We start from the raw sequence: 2,995 nt of genomic DNA, 5'->3' as shown, positions 1-2,995 counted from the left end.
GTTCGGCGTGGGCGCGTTCGGCTTGGGCGTGCAGCGCCTCCGCGTGGCGCAGCACCGTCCGGGCGGCACCGGTCAGCTGGATGCCGCGCCCGTGCTGGGTCACCAGCTCGACGCCGAGTTCCTCGGCCAGCTGGCGCAGCTGGTACGAGACCGCGGAAGGCGTGTAGTGCAGCGCCGCGGCGGCCGCGGTGACCGTGCCGTGGTGCGCGACGAGTTGGAGCACTGCGAGCCGCGGGTCAATCATGCAACCATTTTGCACGGTCTTGTCCAGCAACGTTTGATTCTGTTGCGCGGTATCGGGCGGCAGCCTGTGGGCGTGCTGTTCGAGAGGAGTGCTGCTTCCCGCCGCCGGAACGCGCCCGGAGATCGACTCGCCCGGCGAAGCGACCTGCGCACCGGCTTGTACGTGCTGGTCGTGCTCACCGCGGGCGCCTACCTGCCGAGTCCGCTGTACCCGGCCTATCAGGCGATGTTCGGGATCAGCGATCTGGCCATGACGGTGATCTACGCGATGTTCGCGCTGGTCAGCGCTCCGGCCCTGGTGCTGTTCGGGTCCGCTTCGGATGCGCTGGGGCGGCGGGCGGTGCTGCGGGCGAGCGTCGTGCTGGCGGCCGTCGCCTCGATCTGCTTCGCGGTGGCGTCGGGACCGATGTGGTGCGTGCTCGGACGCGCCGTGCAGGGAATCGCGCTGGGCACGGCGACCGGGGCGGCGAGCGCGTTGATCAGTGAGCGCGCGGGCGACTGGTACCGGGTCAGCGGGGCGATGCTGGCCAGTGCGGCCTTTCTGGCGGGCACGGCGATCGGACCGATCGCCGGTGGGCTGCTCGCCCGGTACGCGCCTGCACCGCAGGTGTCGCCGTACGCGGTGCACGCGGTGTTGCTCCTGATCGGTTGGCGCCGCGTCGCGAAGCTGACCGGTGCGGAGCCGGTTGCTCGCCGGTGGCGCTTCACCGGGCCGCGGATTCCGCACGGGATGCGGAGGCTGTTCGCGGCCTCCGCGGTGACCGGGTTCCTCGCGTGGACGGTGGCCGGGCTGTTCCTCGCGGTCATCCCGACGTTGCTCGACCGGGCGGGTGCGGCGGATCCGGCGGTCACCGGCGGCATCCTCGGCACGATGTTGATCTTCTCCGTGCTGGTGCAGCCGCTGGCCGGACGGCTCGGGCCCGCTCGAGCGCAGCTCGGCGGTCTCGGTGGACTGCTGGTCAGCCTGTCCGTGCTGGCGTTGGCCCCGGGAGGCGCAACGCAGATCACCCTGGCCGCGGCCGTGGTCGCCGGGCTCGGGCACGGGCTCGCCTACGGAGGCGCGGCCGCGGCGGTCGACGCCGCTGCGCCCGCAGGACAGCGCGGCGCGGTCACCGGAGCGCTGTACCTGGCGTTCTACCTCGGCGCCGGCTTCCCGGCGGTGGCCGTCGGCCTGATCACCCTCGGACACCCCTTGTCCGCAGCGACGACTTGGGTCGCAGGCGCCGCGGCATGTCTGGTGCCGTTCGCCGGTGCTGCCGTCATGCTCACCAGCGACGCCGTCGATCGCGCACCTGCGGGCGAGCGCCGGTCCCGACAGCGGGTCGACGGGAACGACGTCTGCGCGCGCAGGAAGACCGGGACAACGCCGCTCGGATTTTTCCGGCGGGTACGAGAACCTCGTAGGAGCGTGCCGATTCCACAGCGCTGGGAGACCGCAGGCAGCGGCCCCGCGCACCGGTCCGGGACAGTTCGCGGTCGACGTGCAGGCCGCCGGTCGCCGGCGTTGCGCCGCACCGGGCGGTCCCGCCTGGACACCGCTGTTCCCGCGCGTCCCGTCGACGCCCGATCACGACGACGGCGTGATCAGTGATGCGACGCGCCGGGCCTCGGCCGGGGCAGCAACGGCGCGCACCGCGTTGTCTACGCTGGCGTGCCGTGCTGGTGCTGCTGCCTCCCTCCGAGACCAAGGCCGCCGGCGGCGACGGGCCGCCGCTGGACCTGGACGCGCTGTCGTGTCCGGAACTGACGCACACCCGGCACAAGCTGGTCGACGCGGTGCGCTCGCTGGCCGCCGACCTGCCCGCGAGCCTGGCCGCACTCGGGCTCTCCGAACGCCAGGCAGGCGAGGTCGAGCGCAACGCCGAACTGCTCGACTCCCCCACCGCGCCCGCGCTGGAGCGCTACACCGGCGTGCTGTTCGACGCGTTGGACATCGGTTCGCTCGGCGCCGATCAGCGGGCGCGGGCGGACTCCCGGCTCGCGGTGGCTTCCGCGCTGTTCGGGCTGGTCCGGGGCACCGACCGGATCCCGGCGTATCGGCTGTCGGCGGGTAGTTCGCTGCCCGGATTCGGGCCGTTGCGGGGGATGTGGCGGCCGGTGCTGGCGCCGGTGCTGCAAGGCTCGGACGAGCTGGTGGTGGATCTGCGTTCCGGTGCTTACGCCGCGCTCGCGCGGGTTCCGGAGGCCGTGAGCGTGCGCGTGCTGTCCGAGGACGCGAGCGGCAAGCGCAAGGTGGTCAGCCACCACAACAAGTCGCACAAGGGACGGCTGGCCCGCGCGCTGGCGACCGCGGACGACGAACCCGCGACGATCGAGGACGTGCGCACCATCGCCTGCGATGCGGGGATGCGCGTGGAGCAGGAAGGCGACAGCGCGCTCTGCGTGGTCGTAACGAGTTGATCTTGACTTTGGGGGCGCGCGACGGCCGCACCGCACCCGTCGGCTAGACTGCGCCCCGACATCGAGCCGGTCCAGACAGCCCGCCGCACCGCGGCCGGAGCCCCGATCGGTCCCGAAACCCACCAGCGGCGCCCGCAGGCGCCGGGCTCGTCCTTGTGATCCGCCACTGCGCGACCTCCCCGAGACGTGCCAGTTTCCGGAGGTTCACAGTGCCCGACTCCGCGCCCGCACGTTCCCGGCGCCCGCGTCGCCGCAACGGCGGCAAGCCCGCCGCCGCGCCCGCGCTGGAGCGCTACACCGGCGTGCTGTTCGACGCGTTGGACATCGGTTCGCTCGGCGCCGATCAGCGGGC

At 72.9% G+C, this 2,995-nt stretch carries 3 protein-coding genes; 2 read left to right on the top strand and 1 reads right to left on the bottom strand.

Annotated features, from left to right (window positions below):
• A partial coding sequence (locus IJH84_RS22310) for a LysR family transcriptional regulator (RefSeq protein ID WP_295148597.1) occupies positions 1-244 on the bottom strand: 244 nt, incomplete at its 3' end.
• 72 nt (positions 245-316) lie between these two features.
• Here IJH84_RS22310 and IJH84_RS22305 point away from each other — a divergent pair.
• Both IJH84_RS22305 and yaaA read left to right on the top strand, forming a co-directional pair.
• The gene (locus tag IJH84_RS22305; protein WP_295148594.1) at positions 317-1,834 is read left to right on the top strand and encodes an MFS transporter; all 1,518 of its coding nucleotides are present in this window, start codon (positions 317-319) and stop codon (positions 1,832-1,834) included.
• A 65-nt stretch (positions 1,835-1,899) separates the two neighbouring features.
• Complete coding sequence (gene yaaA / locus IJH84_RS22300; RefSeq protein ID WP_295148591.1) at positions 1,900-2,643, top strand: peroxide stress protein YaaA; 744 nt, start codon at positions 1,900-1,902, stop codon at positions 2,641-2,643.
• Positions 2,644-2,995 lie beyond the last annotated feature (352 nt).

The organism is Saccharopolyspora sp., assembly GCF_017434145.1.
Classification (GTDB): Bacteria; Actinomycetota; Actinomycetes; order Mycobacteriales; family Pseudonocardiaceae; genus Saccharopolyspora_C; species Saccharopolyspora_C galaxeae.
The sequence above is the reverse complement of the archived record's forward strand: the minus strand, read 5'-3'. Positions and strand labels throughout refer to the sequence as shown.